Origin of the sequence: Caulobacter sp. SL161, assembly GCF_026672375.1 — a bacterium.
Taxonomy (GTDB): Bacteria; Pseudomonadota; Alphaproteobacteria; order Caulobacterales; family Caulobacteraceae; genus Caulobacter.
Window position 1 is genome coordinate 1722861 of sequence record NZ_JAPPRA010000001.1, and the last position, 19324, is coordinate 1742184.

Genomic DNA, 19324 nt, shown 5'->3' on the forward strand with positions numbered 1-19324 from the left:
TCGCCGCGCTTAGGCAAGCACCGGCTAGGCGGCTCTGAGGATCAGGCGGGCCAGGAAGCCGGCGCCGAGGCTGGAGGAGAGCTTCAGTTGTCCGCCCATGGCGCGCGACAGCAGGTCCACGATCGGCAAACCAAGGCCGGCGCCTTCGTGGGTGCGCGTGAGCGCGCAGCCGCCTTGTTCGAAGGGCTGGAGCAGGCGCGGCAGCTCGGCGCTTTCAACGCCCGGGCCCTGGTCGCGGATGGCGATCTCGATCTCGCCGTCCACGCGTGCGGCCGTGACATGGATGACGCCGCCGGCGGGCGAGTGCGTGACCGCGTTCTGCAGCAGGTTGGTCAGCATGGTCCGAAGGCCCCGGCTGTCGGCCTGAACCGAGGGCAGGGCGCCCGCGCCGACGACGTGGACGATCACGTCCCGGCGGGCGATCTCGGCGCGCAGGCTGTCGACGACGTCCTCGATGGCCTCGTCGAGGGCCTCAGGCGTCATTTCGATATCGCTGGCCTGGCCCTCGAGCCGCGCGAGTTCGACGATCTGGTTGACCAGCTTCAGCAGCTTCAGGCCGCTGTCATGCACGATCGTGGCGTATTCGCGATACTGGGGGCTGCCCAGGGGGCCATAGAGCTCCTGCGACAGGATCTCCGAGAAGCCGATGACGGCGTTCAGCGGGGTTCGCAGTTCGTGGCTGACCATCCGCAGGAAGGAGCGCTTGCGCTCTTCCAGCGCCAGTTGGCGGCGCGCCTGTGCGGCCGCGCGGCGATCGGCCGGCGAGGGCGTGACGGCGCTGTCTTGCGACGCGTCCTGGATCGCCGGCTGTGCCATGGGGTCTCCCGGACCTTCTGTCCGTGCTGAATCGGATGATCAGCATGGGAGCAGGCGCTTACGATTCCGTTTCCGTCCACAGGGCTTCCACCACGAAAGGTCGCCCGGAGATTGTGCGGGGTTGGAGGGAAGGCCCGCCCCGCGTTAAGGTTTGACGACGGTGATCCTCCCCACCGCGCTTAAAAGTCGACTGGCCTTGGAATTCGAAACGCTTCCAGACCCGTTCAGACGTCCGGCCGCACGCGCCGCCGGGCTAGATCCTGCGCACGCTTGGCGGCTCGGGTGGCTGGCGGCTGTCTGTCTGGCGGCGGCGGCGGCCCTGTTCACCGCCGACTCCGGCGGTTGGCCTGTGTGGGCGGCGCTCGGCGCTGGCGCTCTGCCTGCCTTGGCGTCGCTGATTTTCACGCGGGAGGACGAACGCACCCAGTCCTGGCTCTTGGTGCTGTGGGCCGTGGGCGGCTCGCTGGCGGCGGTGCTGACCGGCGGCGTGGGCGGGGCCATGGCCGCCTGGTGTCTCGCGCCCGTGGCGGCCGCCTCCACCCAGGATCAGCCCAAGCGTCTGGCCGAGGGCGCGGCCCTGGCTCTGATCGGGGCCTGTGTCGCGGCGCTGACCCAGCTTTCCGGCCTGGCGCCCGCGGCGCCGACGGGGCCGCTGGCCTTTGTTCTGGGCTTTCTGGCGCTGGTGACGACCGGTCTTGGTCTCGCCGCCGGCCTCCTGATCGGCCGGCGTCGCCAGGGCGCGCGCGACGATCGCTACGCCAGCGAGATCATCGGTCTGGAGACCTTGCTCGACGGCCTGCCGCACTTGGCGATCGCCGTCCGGGGGCAGGGACAGGTGACCGCCGTGCGCGGCGCGGCGCCGCCCGGCGTCACCCGCGCGGATCTCGTCAATCGCGGTCTCACCGGCGCGGCTGCGCCCGGCGACCGTCAGCGCCTGACCGCCGCTATCGCCCAGGCTCACCGTGAGGGCTCGGCCAGCCTGACCTTCAACCCCGCGCTGGGCGTCGAGCGCGTGGTGGCCCTGGACATGCACCGTGTTGCGCCGAACCAGCTGGTCGGCGTGCTGCGCGACATCACCGTGGAGCGCCATCGCGAGCATGCGCTCGACCAGGCGCGTATTGACGCCGAGGCCCTGGCCGCCGGCCGCGCGCGGTTCCTTGCCAATATGAGCCATGAGCTTCGCACGCCCCTGAACGCCATCATGGGCTTCTCCGACATCATGCGGGCGCGGATGTTTGGTCCGCTGAGCGACCGCTACGCCGAGTACGCTGAGCTGATCCACGAGAGCGGCGGCCATCTGCTGGACCTGATCAACGACGTGCTGGACATGTCCAAGATCGAGGCCGAGCGGTTCGAGCTGCAGCGCGGTGTGTTCGACGCGCGCGAGGCGGTTCAGGCGGCGATGCGGCTGCTGCGCGTTCAGTCCGACACCGCCGGAGTTCAGCTGCGCGGCGTCCTGCCGCCCGGCGAGCTGGAGGTCGATGCTGATCGCCGCGCGCTGAAGCAGATCGTCCTGAACCTCGTCTCCAACGCCCTGAAGTTCACCCCGCGCGGCGGGCAGGTGACCGTCACGGCGCACGGCTATGATGGCGTGCTCGAGATCGTGGTCGCCGATACGGGCGTCGGGATCAGTCCTGAGGACCTGGAACGCCTGGGGCGTCCCTATGAGCAGGCCGGCGGGGCCGAACAGCGCGCGCGGGGCACGGGCCTTGGCCTGTCGCTGGTGCGGGCTTTCGCCCAGCTGCATGGCGGCGAGATGGTGATCGAGAGCCGCCTGGGCGCAGGCACGACCGTGTCGGTGCGTCTGCCTGTGCTGCTGGCGCCGATGGTCGCTGCGACGCCGACGCCGCCAGCCGCGCCAGAAGCGCCGTCGGCGCCGGAACCCGCTCCCACGGTCGAGGAACCGCCGCCGGCCAGCCTGGGCGACAACGTCATCGCCTTCGCGCCGCGCTGAGGCGCTCTGGCCTTACCGCAGGAACGCCCGTCCGGCGGCGAAGTCTCCGACCTCGATATAGGCCTTGCGCGTGACCTCCTCGCCGCGTCCGGCGAAGGCGAACTCCACCGTGACCGCTTCACGAGGGTCCAGTTGCGACATCGCCTCGGCCACCGCCTCCGGGAAGCGGAAGGCCAGGCCCGTCTTGGCGCCGGTCGGCAGCAGGGTCACCGGGGCCTCCTCGCGCCGCTCGGCCGTGAAGACCAGGCTGGCGTTGCGCGGCGGGATCTTGCCCGCGAGATTCTTGCCAGACCGCGTGTCGATATAGGGGCCGAGCGTGCGCTTGGTGTCGCGCAGAATGATCCGCGCCACATAGGGGCGTTGGCCGTTCTCGAAGGTTGAGACAGCCAGCACGGCCTTGGCGCGCCCGGCCAGACCGAACATCAGCCGATCGGCGCCAAAGCTCGACGGCTGCGACAGCCGCCAGACCGGAATGGTGGCCGACACCGACCGCTCGGCCTTCCAGGATGAGACATCGCCCGGATAGGTCATGGTCAGCAGCTGGGAGTAGCCCTCGAAGGCCTTCTTCACGCGGGCGGCGGCCACGGTGAGGTCCTTGGAGTCGCACGTGGCGCTGGCGGCCTTGGCGCGGGCGCGCTGTTCGAGCGCGGCGACCTGCAGTTCGGTGGCGCCCGAGCGCAGCGCGGCGCCGCGGGCCTGGGCGCGGGCGGCGTCGAGCGCGGACGAGATGGTCGGCGAGAACAGCCGGCAGCGGCTGTCGGCCGCTGTCATCAGGGTGCGCTCATAGAGCTGCCCGCCTGTATCAGCGGCGAGGAGCGCGCCCGGACAGGCGGAGGCCATCAGGCTGATCGCCATGGCGATCCCGCGTCGGATGCGACCTTTGGGGTGCTCTGCGAACGTCATTGGCCTATGGGAGTGACGAAACTTGAAGGACGGGTTCTAGACGCGCCCGGGTTGCGGTTCGGTTAGCGATGCTTCTTTCGACGGATATCTGGGTCGCGGCGCTGATCCGCCGGGCCGAACTGGGCGGGGCCTTCGCCACGGTCGCTCGCAAGGGCGACGCGCGCGCCGGCGCGGTTCTGGTCAAGGTGGTCGATCGCCGGGAGGGGACCGCGCGCCTGTTCAGCGAGGCGACGCGCGGAGACGGTGAGCGCTTCTGGATGCAGCCTGTGCGCTCGACCTTCGAGCCGGATCTGGACGCCTACGCCGAGCGCGCCGCGCGTATCGACCCCGATATCTGGGTGGTCGAGATCGAGGATCGCGACGGTCGCCACTTTCTGACCGAGCCGGTCGAGTCCTGAGCGACGACAGCCCTGTGAAAAGGGGCGGGCCGAGATGGCGTTAACCTTGCTCCTAAACCGGAGCGAAAGCGTGCGTCGGGCATGATCAAGGGGTCCAAGGTCCCCTCAACAGCGCTCGCGTACCCGCCATGCTTTTCCTCATGAACGATGTGGTCTTGAGCTTCGACGCTGCGGAACTGACGCCGCCGGTGACGCGCGACCGCTTCGCCAAGCTCTCGCTGAGCTATGTCGGAGAACTGGGCAAGGAGCTGTTCTCCGAGGAGCCCCTGCTACACATGAAGGACCGCGAACGGGCCGAGCGTCTGGCCGCCCTGATCGTATCCAAGACTCCGGAAATCAACGCGGCGCTGTTCATCGCTCCAGGCCGTGGTTGCCGGGTTGCGGATGTGCAGGTGCGCTATGCGCAGTTGAGCGTCGAGGTCATGGCGACTCTGCTGGAGCGGCAGAACAGCGGCGCGCTCACCAATATCGAAGCTGATCGCCAAGTCTGGCGTCGTCTCGCCGCCTAAAGCGTTACTCGATCCGTGTGACACGACGATCGGGTCTGCGGCGCTCCAACCTTCTGATCTGATGGTTCAACCAGATCAGAAAGGGGCCTAGACGAAGTTCATCATCCAGCTCAGCGCCACGGCCGAAGCGGCCAGACCGGCAATGGCCAGGGCCAGGCACAAGGCGCTGCCTGCGGGATGTTGACGAGTCGGGGCGCGATGATGGTCGAGCAGGGCCATCTTTCGATTTCCTCCATACGCCCGGCGATCTGACGCCTGCCGGTGCGGATGAGGGGAGGATGACTCCAAACCGGATGTTCGAACAGGGGCATTTTGTCGCCTGGACGTCACGACGCGAGGCGACGCGCCTTGCCAGCCGGCGTGCGTGTCGCTTAGCTTCAATTCGGGGTTGTGGATTGGGGCTTTGTCAGGTCGATGTTTGTTCGTGCTGTGCTCGGCTTGGTTTTGAGCCTGGCGATCCTTGGCCGCCCTAGCCTGGCGCGCGCCGAATGGCAGCGGGCCGAGAGCGCTCACTTCGTGGTTTACAGCGACGGCGGCGAAAGCGGTCTGCGCGCCTTCACCGCCAAGCTCGAGGACTTCGACGCGCTGCTGCGTCTGTTCCATGGCCGGGCGCCGGATCAGGACGATACGGCGCGCAAGCTGGATGTCTATCTGGTGCGCAGCGCCGACCAGTTGCAGCGCGTCTTTCCCGACGCAGAGTCGGCGGCGGGCGTCTATACCGCCGGAACCAACGACATTTTCGCGGTCGCTGTTCGCAAGTCCACAGGCTTGGCCGACGACGCCGTGCTGCATGAGTATGTCCACCACTTCATGCTGCAGCACTATCCGGGCGCCTATCCCGCCTGGCTGGTCGAAGGCTACGCCGAGTACTTCATGACCGCCGACATCCAGGACAAGAAGATCCTGGTCGGGGCGCCCAACGGGGCGCGGGTCTCCAACCTCTTGAACGGCTCCTGGGTGTCGGCGCGCGATCTCTTGACCAAGCGTCCCCGCGCGCTCACCGAGCGTCAGGGCGCCATGTACTACGGTCAGTCCTGGCTTTTGACCCACTACATGCTGTCGGATCCCGAGCGGAAGAAGCAGCTGTCGGCCTTTGTCGCGGCGACGGCGCGCGGCGAGGACCCGCTGACGGCCTGGCCTAAGACGACGGGCGTCGCGGTGGATGACCTGGAACGGGTGATGCGGAGCTATCTGCGCAGCGCCATTCCCAACAAGACGCTGGTCCGGGACAAGCAGCCGGACTTCCCGATGGTGGTGACGACCCTCCCGTCGTCGGCCGGTGACCTGATGCTCGAAAATCAGATGGCCAAGCGCGGTCCGCCCAAGGAACTCGGCCAGAGGCTGCTGAAGACGGTGCGCGCCGACGCCGCCCGGTACCCGGGGGACCGCCTGGCCACCCTGACCCTGGCGCGTGTCGAAGCCGACTATGGCGACCGCGCCGCGGCCGACGCGATGTTGGCCGACTGGATCGCCAAGCATCCCGACGACGCCGAGGCCTTGCGGCTGGCGGGGGAAAGCCGTCTCGACGCGGCCAAGGCGCTCAAGGACAAGCCCGCCGAGGCCAAGGTCCTGGTCGCTGAAGCGGCGCGATTCTTTGGTCGGGCCAACAAGGCCCAGCCCGACAGCTATCAGACGCTCTATAACTTCGCGAAGACACGCCTCGGCGAGCCCGGCTATCCCAGCGACAACACGCTGAACGTTCTGGAGCTCAGCGCGCAACTGGCGCCTCAGGTCTCGGAGATCCGTCTGACGGTCGGCCAGGCGCTCGCCGCACGCGGGCGCTATGCTGACGCCCATGCAATGCTTGAGCCGGTCGCCAACAGCCCCCACGGCGGACAGATGAGCGAGACCGCCGCGGCCTTGCTGAAGTCCATTCGCGAGAAACTCGCCGCAGCGCCGGGCCAGAGCCCGTCGTCCTGAACGACAGATCGAACCGCTATCGGCCCGAGCCTTCGTCTTGCTTGTCGCCCCGCGTCGTGCGGCGCAGGTGACAAGGACGCCGTGGACGGGTAGGTCCCCGCCCATGAGCACTGCACCCGCCGCTGAAGCCGCCCGTCGGCGCACCTTCGCCATCATCAGCCACCCCGACGCCGGCAAGACGACCCTGACGGAAAACATCCTGCTGGCCGGCGGGGCGATCCGGGCCGCCGGCGCCGTGCGGGCGCGCGGCGAGAACCGTCGCACCCGGTCGGACTGGATGAAGATCGAGCGCGAGCGCGGGATCTCGGTCAGCGCCTCGGTGATGACGTTCGACCACGACGGCAAGATGTTCAACCTCTTGGACACGCCGGGCCACGAGGACTTCTCGGAAGACACCTACCGCACCCTCACCGCCGCCGACGCGGCGATCATGGTGCTGGACGCCGCCAAGGGCATCGAGCCCCAGACCCTAAAGCTGTTCGAGGTCTGCCGCCTGCGCGACATCCCGATCATCACCTTCATCAACAAGATGGACCGCGAGGCCCAGGACCCCATCGAGCTGCTGGACGAGATCGCCTCCAAGCTGGCGCTGGATCCCGCGCCGCTCTACTGGCCGGCGGGGTCGGGCGGTCGCTTCAAGGGCATGCTGGACATGCGCGAGGGGATCTTCATCCCCTACGCCAAGCGCACCGGCGGTTCGGGCGACGATGAGGGCCACCCCGAGCCGGTCGCCTTTGACGGCAACTCGATCAACCAGTTCCTGGAAGACGCCGAGAAGGCCGAGCTGGAAGAGCAGGCCGAACTGGTCGGCGGCGGCTATCCGACGTTCGAGGTCCAGTCCTTCCTGGAAGGCCACATGACGCCGGTGTTCTTCGGCTCGGCCCTGCGCCACTTCGGCGTCAAGGAGCTCTTGGCCGGCATCGGCGCCTACGCCCCGTCGCCCAAGGCCATGAAGGCCGAGAAGAACGGCGAGGCGACCAGCGTCGAGCCCGGCGACAAGGAAGTCTCGGGCTTCGTGTTCAAGGTCCAGGCGAACATGGACCCCAACCACCGCGACCGCATCGCCATGCTGCGCCTGACCAGCGGCCGCTTCACGCGCGGTATGAAGCTGAAGGCCCAGAACACCGGCAAGGCCATGAGCGTCAACGCGCCGATCATGTTCTTCGCCTCCGACCGCGAGCTGGCCGAGGACGCCTTCGCCGGCGACGTGATCGGCATTCCGAACCATGGCGTGCTGCGGGTGGGCGACAGCCTGTCCGAGAGCGGGACCCTGCGCTTCGCCGGCCTGCCCAACTTCGCCCCGGAAATCCTGCGCCGCGTGCGGGTCAAGGATCCGCTGAAGGCCAAGCACCTGAAGAAGGCGCTGGAAGGCCTGGCCGAAGAGGGCGTCACCCAGCTGTTCCGCCCGATGATCGGCAGCGACTTCATCGTCGGCGCCGTCGGCCAGCTGCAGTTCGAGGTCATGGCCGATCGCCTGTCCAACGAGTACCAGCTGGACGTGATCTTCGAGAACAGCCCGTTCGCCGAGGCGCGCTGGCTGGTGGGCGAGCGCGCCGCCGTCGAGGACTTCGTCGACAAGCACAAGTCGGCCATGGGGCAGGACATCGACGAAGCGCCGGTGTTCCTGGGCAAGAGCGCCTGGGAGATCGGCTACGTCGCCGACAAGTACCCGAAGGTGCGGTTCGAGCGGACCAAGGAGCGGGCGTAGGGGCGTCAGGCGGCGGGCGCCGCCCTCCGCTCCGCTGGAGCGAACAGAGCCTACCGCGCCACGTAACCGTCGAGCTGCGCCAGCTGAACGTGATCTGCCTCCGCGAGAGGCGGGCCGTCCATCACCGCCTTGAAGGCCACCTTGAACGCCGCCATCTCCTCGGGCGTGCCGACCGAGATGCGCACGGCGTTGGGCCAGATCGGCCAGGTGCGGCCGATCATGACGTTCCTGGCCTTCATCGCCGCCATCACCGCGCGGCCGTTGCGGCCGGTGTCGATCATGAAGCAGTTGGTCTGCGGATCGCCGATGACCTTGTAGCCATTGGACTTTAGCCAGGCGATCGTGTCGCGCCGCGTGTCGCCGATGATCTTGCGCCGCTCGGGGATCAGGTTCGGATCCTCCAGCGAGGCGCGGGCGGCGGCCGAGCCGGTGATCGGCATGGCGTTCTGGCCGAACGGCTTGAGCTTGGCCAACAGGTCCGGACGCCCCGCCGCAAAGCCGCAGCGGATGCCGGCCATGCCGTAGATCTTCGAGAAGGTCCGCAGCACGATCAGGTCCTTGCCCTGGGCGACCAGGTCCAGGGTGTCGGGCTCGTCGGTCAGGTGGATATAGGCCTCGTCAACCAGCAGGATCGACCCCGCCGGCTTGTTCTCCAGCGCCCAGACGATGTCCTGCTTGGTCGTGAGCGTGCCGGTCGGGTTGTTGGGGTTGCAGATATAGATAATGCCCGCCTGAGCGTCGGCGGCGACCATCGCCTTGACGTCGTGGGCGAAGGCGCTGGTCAGGGGCGTCTTGATGATCTTGGCCTGGCTGGTGCGGGCCGCGAACATGCCCGCCTCATAGGACGGATCGGCGGTGACGAAGCTCTTGGTCGGCGAGGTGAAGGCCAGGACGCTGTAGTGCAAAGGCTCGGACGAGCCGGCATAGACGGCGATGAACTCCGGCTTGAGGCCGCTCTGCGCCGCGATGGTCTTGGTCAGGAGTTCGGTTTCGCCGGTCAGGTCATAGCGTCCGCCCAGCGGCGCCACGCGGGCGATGGCGTCACAGGCCGCCTTGCTGGGGCCGAGCGGATTTTCGTTGGCGTTGATCAGCACCATGCTGGAGGGCGGCGCGGTGGGGCCCTGGCCGTGCAGCGCCATGCCCGAGGGCGGGGCGGGGGTCTGGGCCGCGTAAGCCAGGCTGGCCTCGGTCATGATCGGCGCTGCGGTGGCCAGGAAGGCGGCGCTGCGCAGGAAGGATCGCCGCGCCAGCGCGGGCTTGTCCGAGGTTTCGGTGGCCATGGTCGTTCTTCCCCTGCGTTGCGAGGGCTCAAGGACGCGCCGAGGGCGCGGGCCGCGCAAGGGTCTGGCAGGCGATAAAGCGCCCGGCGCCTAAGCCCCGGGCAGGCATACGCCCTTGTCGATTGTGTCGGCGCGAATTTGGAGCGCCGTTACGGTCCGCTGGTCCTTTGGCGGCCCCGCTAGCCTGGGAACTTCATCAGGTTCGGCTTGGGGATGGCGGCCCTGAAGCTGCCGCGCGACTTGGCCGTATCCAGCCCGAACTCCGCCCAGGCCGACAGAAAGCCGCTGGTCGGCTCGCCGGGGGAAGCGGGGACAAGGTCCAGCACGGGGCGCGAGGCGACCGCGGCGCGCGCCAGGGCCCAGACTTCCGGCTCGGCGGTCGCATAGTCGCCGTCTGCGGCGACCAGTTGGCCGGCCAAAGCAGGGTCCAGGAACCGCAGGGTGACGGCCGTCTCCGGCGGCAGGTCGGTGAGGCTTTCCAGGGCTTCGGTCAGGGCTGTCAGGCTCATCTTGGCGCTGCTGGTGCGCCGCTCGCCGCCGGCGGCGCCCTTGATCGCCGCTGCGCCGGTCTCGCCGTCGATCTTCCGCACATAGGCCCATCCGCCATAGCCCGGGTCTGAGCGGCAGAGGTTGGCGATCCAAAGGGTGACGGCGGCCATGTCGGGCTCCGGAATCGACGATCCTGGGCGCTTTCTAGCCTGCTTCGTGCTGTTTGGGGGAGGGCGGGGTGGAATGAAGGGTGAACGGACGCTTAAAACTTAGGGTTAACGTCATTTTAAGGTCGGTGAACAAAGTTCTAGGAACGGCGGGCGCGGGGCTGCCGCGCGCGTATTCGCCAAAGCAAGAAGTGTGCCAATTCAATACGCTCTCAACCATAATGGTTGGAATTCTGATCATGGCGTAAAAACAAAGAAAATATTTATGGTTAATGCGCTGTAAACACTTCTTAACCACTTGTTAAAATCCGCTGGCTCCGGTTTTGCTGCTTAGGCGTTGAACCTGCTCCGGGCTGTCCCGGGGTGGGACGATCCGTAAGCGGAGTGCGCGTGGCGATGTTCGAGTTCGGACGAGATCTGAAGCGGTTGTTCGGCGCCGACGCTGAAGGCGGCTTCAAGGGGGCTTGGCGCGAGGGGCTGACCGGCGGGGACACGTCCCTGCTGGAGCTCTTGGATGTGCGACTTCTGGCCAATGAGGCCCGGTCGGCCGATGTGGTCGCTGGACGCATCGGCGCCAAGGACCGTGGCGCGCGGCTGCTGGAAGCCGCCGTCGTTTGGCGCGAACTGGCCCGTCGAACCGGCGACGCCACCGCCCTGCGCAAGGGCGCGGCCCAGGCCGAGGCCGCCGCGAAGCTCTTCGAAACCGAACGCCGGCACGACGCCTTGAGCGCTGCGCGCTGCGAGCAGGCCGTTCTGGCGGTGCTGGGCGCGGATCTCTTCGGCGACGAGGGGTTGGTCGCCGCCGCGTCGGCGACCCTGGCCCGCACGCCGGCTCATCAACGCACTGCGCAGTGTGCGGCCATGACCGCCGGCCTGGAAGGGCGCGCGGCGTTGGCCCAGAACGATCTCGACCGCGCCATGGCCACCGTCGGCGCTTTTGACGGTCCTCTGCGGGCCCTGGCCGCCGCCAAGCGCGCCAAGGGCGGTCCGGCCCGTCTGATGCTGGCCGAGCATCGCGCCACGCGCATCGAGCTGATCCTCGCCTGCGCGGTTCGCTTGAAGGACCGCAGCCTGGCCGAGCAGGCCGCCGGCGAAGCCTAGGCCGCCGCCGCCGTTCTCGATCCCGATTTTGAACCCCTGGCCTGGGCGCGCCTGCAAGGTCTGCGTGGTGCGGCGCTGGTGCAATTGGGCGAGCTGGATGGCGAGATCTCGCGTATCGCAGACGGCGTCGAGGCGCTGACCGAAGCGGTCGAGGCGGTTCCCGCCGATCACAGCCCGATGGACTGGGCGCGGGCCCAGGCGGGACTCGGCGCCGCCCTCCAGGCGATGGGCGAGGCCTCGACCAGTGAGCGCGCCTTCGAACAGGCGGTGATGGCCTATGACCGGGCCACCCAGACCCTGAAGGTGCAGCCGGCCCTGGCTCTACGCGCCGTGGTCGCCAACAACCGCGCGCTTTGCCTGGCGCGCTGCGCCGAGCTGACCGCCGACCTGGCGGTGCTGGACGCGGCCGAACTGGCGTTCAAGGCCGAACTCGCCGCGGCCCCAGGCGCGCGCGATCCGGCCAGTTGGGCCGTGGCGCAGATGAACCTGGCCCGCCTCTACGAGGCCCGCGTCGAGATCACCGGCCGCGATGATGGACGATTGGCCCGGGCCGGTGCGGCCCTGGCGTGCGCCTTCGACGTCTTCTCGGAGCTTGGCCTGCGGTCACTGACCGACCTGGCGGCACAGGGCCTGCAACGTCTCAAGCAGGCCCAGGCCGTCTGATCCGAAACGGAACACCAGGCGGCGAAAGGCCCGCCGACAAAAAGACCAGTACAGGGATGAACACGTGATCGCTTCGCTCGCTCTCGCCGCCGCCGTCTTCGCCGCCGCCCCTCAGGCCGAGGCCCGGACGGACCTGCTGAAGCCCGTGTCCGAGCCGCGCATCGCGGTCGCGATCCTGAACTGCCTGGTGAAAAACGACGGCTATCTGACCGCCTGCACCGTACAGGACGAAACGCCGAACGACCTGGGCGTCGGGCAGGCCGCGCTGTCGATGGTCTCGCAGGTCCAGGTCGACCTACTCGGCCCCGACGGCAAAAGCCGTGCGGGTTCGTATATCCAGGTGCCGGTGCGCATCCGCATCCGCTAATCACGGCCTTACGGCGGTTGGGACACAGCGTCGCGGCCGCCGAACCGGGGGCGGCGCCGCCAACCCCTAACGCCCTGTTAACCATATTTCGCCCATCTTCGAGCCTCGATTCCAGGCGGCCGGTCCGGCCGATTCCGACGAGGCTTTTGATGACGGGCGCCGAGGTTCTTGATGTCGGCCGGGACGCGATCTGGCTGACGCTTCAGCTCTGCGCGCCGGTGCTGATCGTCGGCCTCGTCGTCGGCGTCGTCATCGGCCTGTTCCAGGCCCTGACCCAGATCCAGGAAGCCACCCTCGTCTACGCCCCGAAGATCGTGGCGATCTTCCTGTCGCTGCTGATCTTCCTGCCGCTGATGGGCTCGCTGATGAGCGGCTTCATGCGTCAGATCGCCGCCCGCATCGCCGGCATGTAGGAGGCGAGGGGCCCTTGAACGCCTTCGCCACGGCCTTTCAGGTCTATGTCGCCGCCCTGGTCTTCGCGCGGGTGGGCACCATGGTCATGACCATGCCGGGCATCGGCGACCCGGCGATTCCCGCCCGCATTCGCCTGTCGTTCGCCCTTCTGATGGCGTTGATCCTGGCGCCGCTGGTCCAGAACACGGTCGGTCCTATCCCGACCACGCTGGGCGGACTGGGCGGGGCGGTGATCCACGAGGTCCTGATCGGCCTGATGATCGGTTCGGTGCTGCGCCTGTTCATGACCTCGCTGACGACGGCCGGCGAAATCATCTCGATGCAGACCACGCTGTCGTTCGCCCAGAGCACCAATCCGTCGATGGAAGGGTCGAGCACGGCGGTGGCGACCTTTCTGTCGATGCTGGGCCTGACTCTGGTGATGGCCACGGACCTGCATCACCTGTTCATCGGCGCCATCGTCAAGTCGTATACGATCTTCCCGTTCACCCGCGCCGTACCCGTCAACGACGCCGCCGCCCTGGCGGTGCAGACGGTCGCGCAGTCTTTCAGCCTAGGCGTTCAGTTGGCCGCGCCGGTGATCGTTTTCTCTCTGGTATTCAACCTCGCCACGGGTCTGGTCGGGCGCATCATGCCTGCGTTCCAGATCTTCTTCGTGGCCTCGCCGCTCAGCGTGATCCTGGGCCTGTCTCTGTTGGCGCTGTCGCTGAGCGGCATCGCCATGGTCTGGACCGACCGCTACCGCGAGCTCCTGGACATCTTCACCTAGGGGGCGAGCATGGCGGACGATACGGATCCAGAATCGAAAACAGAAGAACCGTCAGCCAAGAAGCTGTCGGACGCCCGCGCCAAGGGCGATGTCATCAAGTCGGCCGACATCCCGCAGCTGGCCTCGCTGGCCGGGGCGGTGTCGGTGATCCTGCTGGCCGGCGGCTGGCTGACGCGCGACCTGATGGCGGCCTTGACCCCCTTCATCGCTCACGCCGGCACGATCGACCTGAGCAGCGGCGGGGCCATGATCGTGCTGAAGCAGGCCCTGCTGGCCGCGCTGCCGGCGCTGGTGCTGGTCATGGTGGTGACCGCCTTCGCCGGCGCGGCGGCTCACATCGCCCAGACGGGCTTCCTGCTGACGCCCGAGAAGATCAAGCCCGACTTCCAGAAGCTCGACCTGATCAAGGGCCTTGGTCGCATCTTCGGGCCGGACGGCATGGTCCAGTTCCTGAAGTCGGCGGTGAAGTTCCTGCTGACCGGCGTCATCGCCTATTTCGTGCTCAAGCCGCATGTCGGCGAGGTCCGCAATCTCGTCGGCATGGACCCGGCGGCGATGATCCCCGAGGCGATGAAGCTCTCCAAGAGCCTGCTGATCGCTGTGATCCTGCTGCTGGTGGCCACCTCGGCCTTTGACTATTTCTGGCAGCGCATGCGGTTCATGAACCGCATGCGGATGACCCTCCAGGAGGTCAAGGAGGAGTTCAAGCAGTCCGACGGTGACCCGCACATCAAGGGCAAGCGCCGCCAGATCCAGATGCAGCGCTCGCGCCAGCGGATGATGCAGGCGGTGCCCAAGGCGACCGTCGTAGTCATGAACCCGACCCACTACGCCGTTGCGCTGAAGTACGAGCAGGGCGAGACGCCCGCGCCGCTGTGCGTGGCCAAGGGCGTCGACGATCTGGCCTTGAAGATCCGCGCCGTCGCCGAGGAGCATGGCGTGCCGGTCCTGGAAGACCCGCCGCTCGCCCGCGCTCTCTACGCCAGCGTTGAGATCGACGAGGAAATCCCGGTTGAACACTTCGAAGCCGTCGCCAAGGTCATCAGCTTCATCCTCAACGGAAAGAAGCCCCAGCCCCGGGCGCGTCCTCTCTAAGCCACATTCTCCAGAAAACTGACCTAGCCTCCAGAAAAGGCTATTCTTTCTCCAATTGCGGGTGAGTCGCTGGCTCGCCGTAAGAAAGGTACAACCTCGCCGATGGCCGACTTGCAGCTCCAGGACAAGGTTTCGACCGGCGCCCCGCGTCGGCGGTTTGATCCATGGCTGGTCGGCGCGGCGGTGTTTTTCGTGGCCGCGGCGGCCCTGTCGGCGGCGCCGGCGCTCAAGGCCGGACCGACCACCCTGGCCGGTCTGCTGCTGCTTCTGGGCGTCGCGGGCGTGGCTGTGTTGGGCCTTGTCGCCATTCGCGGCTCGGCGCTTTCCGGCGGCGACGCCGACCAGGCCGAAGGCTTCATCGAGGCGCTGGCCGAGCCGGCCGCCCTGGCCGCCGCCGACGGTCGCGTCCTGGCCGCCAACGGGCCCTGGCGCGAAGTCATGGGCGAACAGCGCCGCCTGCCCAAGGGTGTGGCGGGCTCCAGCCTGTTTGCGGCCCTGGTCCAGGCGCGCCAGGGGCAGATGGCCGAGGGCGTGCTGAGCGCCGGAGGAACCGACTACACCGCCAAGGTCTCGCGCCTGGCGGGCGGACGGCTGCTGATCCGACTTGCGCCCATCGTTGTCGCTGAGCCGGTCGTGGAAGACGCGTCGCCGGCCCCGGTCGCCGAGCGCGCCGCCCCGCCACCCAGTTCGCTGGACGCCTTCGCCGGCGCCTCGCCGTTCGGCGCGGCCCTGCTGGAAGGCCTGGAGCCTTTCACTTCGCGGGTGCTGGAGACCAATCCGGCGCTGACGACGATGACCGGCGCGAAGGCCGGTGTGCTGTTCGGCGACCTGATCGACGCCGCCTCGCGCGCCGAGGCCGAGACACGCCTGAACGAAGGCCGCGCCGGTCCCTACGAGGTGCGGTTGGCGCGCGATCCGTCGCGCATCGCTCACCTTTACCTCTATCGCGCCGAAGGCCGCCTGGTGGCCTACATGATCGACGTGTCCGAGCAGAAGCAGATCGAACTGCAGCTGTCCCAGGCCCAGAAGATGCAGGCCATCGGCCAGCTGGCCGGCGGCGTCGCGCACGACTTCAACAACCTCTTGACCGCCATCCAGCTGCGTCTGGATGAGCTGCTACATCGCCATCCCGTCGGTGATCCGTCGTACGAGGGTCTCAACGAGATCCGTCAGACGGGCGTGCGCGCCGCAGACCTCGTGCGCAAGCTCTTGGCCTTCTCGCGCAAGCAGACCGTACAGCGCGAGGTGCTGGATCTGGGCGAGCTGATCAGCGAGTTCGAGGTCTTGCTGCGCCGCCTGCTGCGCGAGGACGTCAAGCTCATCACCGACTATGGCCGCGACCTGCCGCAGGTGCGCGCCGACAAGAGCCAGCTCGAGACGGCGGTGATGAACCTGGCCGTCAACGCCCGCGACGCCGTGCGCGCGGCCAAGGGCGGCGGCGTCGTGCGAATCCGCACCGCGCGCCTGACCCGCGACGAGGCGATCCAGCTGGGTTTCCCGGCCGCCGACGGCGACACGGCCTTCATTGAGGTCAGTGACGATGGTCCAGGCATTCCGCCCGACGTCATGGGCAAGATCTTCGACCCGTTCTTCACCACCAAGCCGGTGGGCGAGGGGACGGGTCTGGGCCTGGCCACGGTCTATGGCATCGTCAAGCAGAGCGACGGCTGGATCCACGTCCACAGCCGCCCGAACGAAGGCGCGGCCTTCCGCATCTTCCTGCCGGTCTATGAAGCGCCCGCCGGCGCAGCGGCTGTCGCCGCCGCCGCCGAGCCCGCCAAGCCGCGCGCCGCGCGCGACCTGTCGGGCGCCGGCCGCATCTTGTTCGTCGAGGACGAGGACGCCGTGCGCAGCGTCGCCGCCCGCCTGCTGCGCGCCCGTGGCTACGAGGTGCTTGAGGCGGCCGACGGCGAAGAGGCCCTGATCATCGCCGAGGAAAACGCCGGCACGATCGACCTCTTGATCAGCGACGTGATCATGCCCGGCATCGACGGTCCGACCTTGCTGAAGAAGGCGCGCGGCTATCTGGGGACCGCGCCGGTGATGTTCATCTCCGGCTATGCCGAGGCCGAGTTCAGCGACCTGCTCGAGGGCGAGACGGGCGTGACCTTCCTGCCCAAGCCGATCGACATCAAGACCCTGGCCGAGCGCGTCAAGCAGCAGCTGCAGGCGGCCTGAAGCCCGCCGCCCTCAAGGGGCGGCGGGCCCAAGCGCCTCAAGCCTTCGCCGGCAGGAACTTCGGATTGCGCACCAGCGCCGCGCTGACCAGAGCCACCAGCACCCCGACCGGGAAGATCTCGGCGAAGGTCATGGGCATGCGCAGCAGCGGATTGGCGTAGCTGCGCTTCATCGCTTCCAGGTCAGAGGCCAGCTTGGCGTATTCGGCGCCGCTGAGGCCGGCGGCCTTCTTCTGGGCCAGCGTGGCGGCGACATACTGCTCCATGAAGGTGTAGTCGGTGAGCGCCAGATAGACCTCCCAGATCAAGACGTAGGCGATCCCCGCCACCAGGGCGACGCCGAGGCCGACCAGCAGGGCGGGCCAGAACTTGATGACGCCGCCCAGCGCCTTGTCGCGGTGCGACTTGACCGCCATCAGGATCGAAGAGAGCCCGACCAGCATGATCAGATAGCCAAGCCAGACGTTGGAATGCGGCGCGTCGCCCTTGGAGAGCACGATGGTGGCGATCATGCCCAGAATGATGATGGCGCCCGACGTCAGGCCGTGAATGAGAATGGTGCGTTGCATGGAGTCCTCCTCCGCGCCGCCCCCTGCGACGCGCCCCGCAAGCTGTCCTGTCCCCGCCGGGAAACGGTATCGCCCAAAAGGGTGAGAACGACAGTTTCGCCCGATCGGACGTCGGTCAAGGTCGGGGTCAAGCTCAGGGGATGAGCGAGAGTTCCCGCGCCTTGCCGACCGCCTGTGTGCGGCGGCTGACCTCTAGCTTGCCGTAGAGGTTCCCGACGTGAGTCTTGACGGTGTTGGGCGAGAGGCCGAGGTCGCGGGCGATCTCCTTGTTGTAGCGGCCGGCCGCCAGACGCTCCAGCACCTTGATCTCCTGACCGGTCAGGCCAAGGCTCGCCAGGGCGGCGTCATTGCGTTGGAACATCTCGGGGCGGGCGCGGGCCGCGAGCCGCCAACCGACCCAGACGCCGCCGGCCGCGAACGCCGCTCCGATCAGCCCGACATAGACCTGCCAGGAGAAGGCCCGCACGACCAAGCCGTACTCCAGCCATTGCAGGGCGAACGCGCCCAGCGCCAGGACCAGCGCCCAGAGAACGACCGTGCGGATCATGGGCGAAAGGGTGCGTGAACCAAGCGGCGCGTCAAGGCAGAGCATTTTCCGATAAGTGTGAAACGGCTATCGGATCGAAAAATGCTCTAACTTTTGAAAGCGATACGTGCCTTGGCCTCCGGCGGTGCGACCTGGTCGAACAGGATCTGAAGGTGCTGATCCTTGGCGTGGTCGTTGTGCAACTCCCACGACAACGAAACGGGAAGTCGCAGCCGGCCGCCGTCGGGCAGGCGAGCGATCAGCACGCGCCAGGAAAAACCTTCACCCGGATCGCCCAGAGGGTCCTTGAACTCGACGGGCGCGGGGTCGCGTAGTCGGAACTTGCGCTCGGGATGAGCCTCGAACCAGGCGCGGTCGGCCTCGGCGGTGGGATCGGGAGCGGCGACGAGCTTGGCGGTGACTTTGCGAACCATGGGCCGCAGATAGCATGTTTCGCGCCAGCGGGCGTCATGGGGTCACGGGGATGGGACCCGCCGCCGCTCCATCATCAGGATCGGCGAACCCTTGTAGGTCGCCTGCGTCTTCAGCTTGAAGCCGACCTTCCGCGCCAGGGCGATGGAGGGGGCGTTCTCCACATTGATGATGCACGGCACCACCTCCGGCGCCAGGGCCTGGTCGATCCAGGCCAGCCCCGCGCGGACCGCCTCGGTTCCAAAGCCCTGACCGTGCGACCAGGCCGCCAGCACCCACCCCATCTCGGGCAGGCCATAGAGGTTGGGCTCGAGCTCGCGCCGCAGGTCCGCAAAGCCGACCTCGCCGACATAGCGGCCCGTCGCGGTCTCCCGCACCGCCCAGTAGCCAAAGCCCAGCACTTCCCAGAGACCCCGGGCGCGCATCAGCCGCGTCCAGCTTTCTTCCTCCGTGAAGGGGCGGCCACCCACGTGCTTGACCACCAGCGGGTCCATCCACATCGCCAGGCTGTCTTCGAAGTCGGCGAGGGTGGGCGGGGCCAGGGTTAGGCGATCGGTGGTCAGGGTCGGGGCGGGCATAGGGACTCGGCGTTTGCGAGGCTTGGTCTGCGCAGGCTACACCGACGCGCTCGAACCGGAAGAACACCATGACCACGCCGCAAGACGCCATCGCCGCGCGCCGCAAGCTGACCAACAAGCTGATCGCCGCCAAGGACGCCGCGCGCCTGCGGCCCTTCTTCGACCCGCGCGTCACCCTGATCGCCGGTGACGGCTCGCTGCTGCTGGGCGCTGAGGACGTGCTGGCGGCCTTCGCGGGCCAGTTCGCCGACAAGGGCTTCGTGGCCTATGTCCGGACGACCGAAGAGATCACCCTGGACTCCGAGGGGACGCGCGCCGCCGAGCGCGGCCGCTGGGTTGGGACCTGGAAGGACGCGCCCCAGCAGTCGGGGACCTATCTGGCGACCTGGAAGAAGGTCACGGGCCAGTGGGTGATCGAGAACGAGCTGTTCGTGACGCTCGCCTGAGCGGAGCCCCCTTCCCATCGAAGATGACGCGGAATTAATTAAG

Annotated in this window: 20 protein-coding genes and 1 pseudogene; 12 read left to right on the forward strand and 9 right to left on the reverse strand. The window is 67.8% G+C overall.

The genetic code is table 11. From position 1 onward, the window contains the following. Positions 1-24 precede the first annotated feature (24 nt). The gene (locus OVA11_RS08380) at positions 25-816 is read right to left on the reverse strand and encodes a sensor histidine kinase (RefSeq protein ID WP_268066998.1); all 792 of its coding nucleotides are present in this window, start codon (positions 814-816) and stop codon (positions 25-27) included. A 196-nt stretch (positions 817-1012) separates the two neighbouring features. Between OVA11_RS08380 and divJ the strand changes: the two genes are divergently transcribed. Continuing rightward, a complete protein-coding gene (gene divJ, locus OVA11_RS08385; protein WP_268066999.1) occupies positions 1013-2770 on the forward strand; it encodes a cell cycle sensor histidine kinase DivJ in 1758 nt (585 codons plus the stop codon). Positions 2771-2782: 12 nt separating this feature from the next. Here divJ and OVA11_RS08390 read toward each other — a convergent pair whose 3' ends face one another. After that, positions 2783-3673: a hypothetical protein gene (locus tag OVA11_RS08390; protein ID WP_268067000.1), complete on the reverse strand. Its 891-nt coding sequence runs from the start codon at positions 3671-3673 to the stop codon at positions 2783-2785. Between the two features lie 68 nt (positions 3674-3741). Between OVA11_RS08390 and OVA11_RS08395 the strand changes: the two genes are divergently transcribed. Both OVA11_RS08395 and OVA11_RS08400 read left to right on the forward strand, forming a co-directional pair. Further along, positions 3742-4071 carry a DUF1491 family protein gene (locus tag OVA11_RS08395; protein WP_268067001.1) on the forward strand — a complete coding sequence of 110 codons (330 nt, stop codon included), beginning with the start codon at positions 3742-3744 and terminating at the stop codon, positions 4069-4071. A 128-nt stretch (positions 4072-4199) separates the two neighbouring features. Further along, on the forward strand, positions 4200-4580 hold the full coding sequence (locus OVA11_RS08400) for a hypothetical protein (protein ID WP_010918950.1): 381 nt from the start codon (positions 4200-4202) through the stop codon (positions 4578-4580). 87 nt (positions 4581-4667) lie between these two features. Here the strand turns inward: OVA11_RS08400 and OVA11_RS08405 are convergent, their stop codons facing one another. Next, positions 4668-4799: a hypothetical protein gene (locus OVA11_RS08405; RefSeq protein WP_024265664.1), complete on the reverse strand. Its 132-nt coding sequence runs from the start codon at positions 4797-4799 to the stop codon at positions 4668-4670. 171 nt (positions 4800-4970) lie between these two features. Between OVA11_RS08405 and OVA11_RS08410 the strand changes: the two genes are divergently transcribed. Both OVA11_RS08410 and OVA11_RS08415 read left to right on the forward strand, forming a co-directional pair. Then, positions 4971-6500 (forward strand): hypothetical protein, encoded by a 1530-nt coding sequence (locus OVA11_RS08410; RefSeq protein WP_268067002.1) that lies wholly within the window; start codon positions 4971-4973, stop codon positions 6498-6500. Positions 6501-6603: 103 nt separating this feature from the next. Further along, entirely contained in the window at positions 6604-8208 is a 1605-nt protein-coding gene (locus OVA11_RS08415) for a peptide chain release factor 3 (RefSeq protein ID WP_268067003.1), read from the forward strand. 50 nt (positions 8209-8258) lie between these two features. On the opposite strand, the gene OVA11_RS08420 is transcribed toward OVA11_RS08415, so the two are convergent. Continuing rightward, entirely contained in the window at positions 8259-9488 is a 1230-nt protein-coding gene (locus OVA11_RS08420; protein ID WP_268067004.1) for a pyridoxal phosphate-dependent aminotransferase, read from the reverse strand. A gap of 179 nt (positions 9489-9667) precedes the next feature. After that, positions 9668-10147 (reverse strand): ribonuclease H, encoded by a 480-nt coding sequence (locus OVA11_RS08425; RefSeq protein ID WP_268067005.1) that lies wholly within the window; start codon positions 10145-10147, stop codon positions 9668-9670. 381 nt (positions 10148-10528) lie between these two features. Between OVA11_RS08425 and OVA11_RS08430 the strand changes: the two are divergent. The 6 genes and pseudogenes from OVA11_RS08430 (at position 10529) to cckA (ending at position 16731) form a co-directional block, all read left to right on the forward strand. Next, a pseudogene (locus OVA11_RS08430) lies at positions 10529-11908 on the forward strand (hypothetical protein). A gap of 64 nt (positions 11909-11972) precedes the next feature. Next, positions 11973-12275, forward strand: coding sequence for a hypothetical protein (locus OVA11_RS08435; RefSeq protein WP_268067006.1), 303 nt, complete (start codon positions 11973-11975; stop codon positions 12273-12275). Between the two features lie 146 nt (positions 12276-12421). Further along, positions 12422-12688, forward strand: coding sequence for a flagellar biosynthesis protein FliQ (fliQ, locus tag OVA11_RS08440; RefSeq protein ID WP_268067007.1), 267 nt, complete (start codon positions 12422-12424; stop codon positions 12686-12688). 14 nt (positions 12689-12702) lie between these two features. Then, entirely contained in the window at positions 12703-13458 is a 756-nt protein-coding gene (fliR, locus tag OVA11_RS08445; protein WP_268067008.1) for a flagellar biosynthetic protein FliR, read from the forward strand. Between the two features lie 9 nt (positions 13459-13467). Beyond that, positions 13468-14553 carry a flagellar biosynthesis protein FlhB gene (gene flhB, locus OVA11_RS08450; RefSeq protein ID WP_268067009.1) on the forward strand — a complete coding sequence of 362 codons (1086 nt, stop codon included), beginning with the start codon at positions 13468-13470 and terminating at the stop codon, positions 14551-14553. A 102-nt stretch (positions 14554-14655) separates the two neighbouring features. After that, the gene (gene cckA / locus OVA11_RS08455) at positions 14656-16731 is read left to right on the forward strand and encodes a cell cycle histidine kinase CckA (RefSeq protein ID WP_268067010.1); all 2076 of its coding nucleotides are present in this window, start codon (positions 14656-14658) and stop codon (positions 16729-16731) included. 37 nt (positions 16732-16768) lie between these two features. Here cckA and OVA11_RS08460 read toward each other — a convergent pair whose 3' ends face one another. The 4 genes from OVA11_RS08460 to OVA11_RS08475 all read right to left on the reverse strand — a co-directional run bounded on the left by OVA11_RS08460 (position 16769) and on the right by OVA11_RS08475 (position 18835). Continuing rightward, positions 16769-17299 (reverse strand): DUF4199 domain-containing protein, encoded by a 531-nt coding sequence (locus OVA11_RS08460; protein ID WP_268067011.1) that lies wholly within the window; start codon positions 17297-17299, stop codon positions 16769-16771. A 133-nt stretch (positions 17300-17432) separates the two neighbouring features. Then, on the reverse strand, positions 17433-17846 hold the full coding sequence (locus tag OVA11_RS08465) for a response regulator transcription factor (RefSeq protein WP_268067012.1): 414 nt from the start codon (positions 17844-17846) through the stop codon (positions 17433-17435). Positions 17847-17932: 86 nt separating this feature from the next. Then, positions 17933-18259 carry a hypothetical protein gene (locus OVA11_RS08470; RefSeq protein ID WP_268067013.1) on the reverse strand — a complete coding sequence of 109 codons (327 nt, stop codon included), beginning with the start codon at positions 18257-18259 and terminating at the stop codon, positions 17933-17935. Positions 18260-18301: 42 nt separating this feature from the next. Further along, positions 18302-18835 (reverse strand): GNAT family N-acetyltransferase, encoded by a 534-nt coding sequence (locus OVA11_RS08475; protein ID WP_268067014.1) that lies wholly within the window; start codon positions 18833-18835, stop codon positions 18302-18304. A 68-nt stretch (positions 18836-18903) separates the two neighbouring features. Between OVA11_RS08475 and OVA11_RS08480 the strand changes: the two genes are divergently transcribed. Further along, positions 18904-19281, forward strand: a complete 378-nt coding sequence (locus OVA11_RS08480) for a nuclear transport factor 2 family protein (RefSeq protein WP_268067015.1) — start codon at positions 18904-18906, stop codon at positions 19279-19281. Positions 19282-19324 lie beyond the last annotated feature (43 nt).

Coding starts and splice junctions, on each gene's coding strand:
- OVA11_RS08390 (WP_268067000.1), bottom strand. CDS start 3,673: ATGACGTTCGCAGAGCACCCCAAAGGTCGCATCCGACGCGGGATCGCC.
- OVA11_RS08425 (WP_268067005.1), bottom strand. CDS start 10,147: ATGGCCGCCGTCACCCTTTGGATCGCCAACCTCTGCCGCTCAGACCCG.
- OVA11_RS08420 (WP_268067004.1), bottom strand. CDS start 9,488: ATGGCCACCGAAACCTCGGACAAGCCCGCGCTGGCGCGGCGATCCTTC.
- OVA11_RS08475 (WP_268067014.1), bottom strand. CDS start 18,835: ATGCCCGCCCCGACCCTGACCACCGATCGCCTAACCCTGGCCCCGCCC.
- OVA11_RS08470 (WP_268067013.1), bottom strand. CDS start 18,259: ATGGTTCGCAAAGTCACCGCCAAGCTCGTCGCCGCTCCCGATCCCACC.
- OVA11_RS08480 (WP_268067015.1), top strand. CDS start 18,904: ATGACCACGCCGCAAGACGCCATCGCCGCGCGCCGCAAGCTGACCAAC.
- OVA11_RS08380 (WP_268066998.1), bottom strand. CDS start 816: ATGGCACAGCCGGCGATCCAGGACGCGTCGCAAGACAGCGCCGTCACG.
- OVA11_RS08405 (WP_024265664.1), bottom strand. CDS start 4,799: ATGGCCCTGCTCGACCATCATCGCGCCCCGACTCGTCAACATCCCGCA.
- OVA11_RS08465 (WP_268067012.1), bottom strand. CDS start 17,846: ATGATCCGCACGGTCGTTCTCTGGGCGCTGGTCCTGGCGCTGGGCGCG.
- cckA (WP_268067010.1), top strand. CDS start 14,656: ATGGCCGACTTGCAGCTCCAGGACAAGGTTTCGACCGGCGCCCCGCGT.
- flhB (WP_268067009.1), top strand. CDS start 13,468: ATGGCGGACGATACGGATCCAGAATCGAAAACAGAAGAACCGTCAGCC.
- OVA11_RS08415 (WP_268067003.1), top strand. CDS start 6,604: ATGAGCACTGCACCCGCCGCTGAAGCCGCCCGTCGGCGCACCTTCGCC.
- OVA11_RS08460 (WP_268067011.1), bottom strand. CDS start 17,299: ATGCAACGCACCATTCTCATTCACGGCCTGACGTCGGGCGCCATCATC.
- OVA11_RS08395 (WP_268067001.1), top strand. CDS start 3,742: ATGCTTCTTTCGACGGATATCTGGGTCGCGGCGCTGATCCGCCGGGCC.
- OVA11_RS08400 (WP_010918950.1), top strand. CDS start 4,200: ATGCTTTTCCTCATGAACGATGTGGTCTTGAGCTTCGACGCTGCGGAA.